The 1,141-nt window shown below is 42.6% G+C and carries 1 protein-coding gene; it reads right to left on the bottom strand.

Features of this window, described 5'->3' with window-relative positions:
• On the bottom strand, nt 1-517 hold a 517-nt coding region (locus A3763_RS23995), incomplete at its 3' end, for a hypothetical protein (RefSeq protein WP_068760650.1).
• Between the last annotated feature and the right edge of the window lie 624 nt (nt 518-1,141).

Genomic DNA, 1,141 nt, shown 5'->3' with positions numbered 1-1,141 from the left:
TATATATCGCCAATTTCTTTTTATTAATAGCTTGCTGGGAGATTCCCTTCATTTCAGATAATTGATTAACATCGTAAATTAACAGTTCTCTAGCAAGCTCCTGATCAGAGGAGCTGAGCTGTGCAAAAGGACTATCCCCCTCAATAAACGTATCCCCCTGGGCTGCGGATATAATCGCACTCCAACAAGGAGCGAAGCCCTTATTTTTATCCAAAACGGCATAACACCCCAGGCGCATCATTTTTGCTGCGCTCAAGTTATAAGAGTTTGGACTGGTTAGGATAATCACCTGGCCTTTGAACTGTCTACCGAGCCAGCCAACCAAAGCCCAATAATCAACCCCTGGGATTCCTGCATCGACGAGAAGAATGCTCTCGCTTCCCGCTAATAGAAGCTGCTGTTCAAGCTCAGGAGATATTTGGTTGAACGTCTCAAATTCGCACCCCAGCAATACATCTAGAGATATTCTTAGCGTATCGAGCAAGACCTGATCGGTAGAGATTACCTTAACGTGCACCTTCACTCCTAACAAACCAGACAAAGCGAATAGGTTTCGTCATAACTAATTTCTGCTCGTAGATTTGACGCCTTCGCCAACATGAAAAACTCTAGTTTTAAGCAAGCTAATTCTGCACCACGCTCAACACTTGATAGTAAGGGGTTAAAGTAATCGTTATATGTAAATCGCCCTCCAAGATCAAAGTGAATACACTCTCTTTGAGGCTGAACCATGTCTTNAATGTCATAACCTAAAATGGAGTAATAATCTTTAAGGGTCGCAAGCATCAACACCATTGCAGCCTCATTACTTTCAATATTGCGATCAAATCGTTTTTCGCTCTTGATACCGAACTGACGCAGCAACTTAGACAAACGAAAATTACTATTCATCGCTGTCTCAACTTCTCTAGCATAAACTCTTTTAACTGCCGCTATTATTCTCTGGCTTAGAAAACGCTTGAATTGCTCGCTATCCCGAATACATACCTCGTCCATATAACGCTTGGAGTGCAGCCAACCTCGCTCACATACAGCCAAATACTCTGCTGGAAATAACACCAATTGTTCTCGATGCTGTTTGCTTAATTGCGCTTTTTCAATCCCCTTTTTCAGAACAGCCAAGCGGTCATCTATAACCTGC

This window comes from Oleiphilus sp. HI0128, assembly GCF_001635365.1.
The sequence above is the reverse complement of the archived record's forward strand: the minus strand, read 5'-3'. Positions and strand labels throughout refer to the sequence as shown.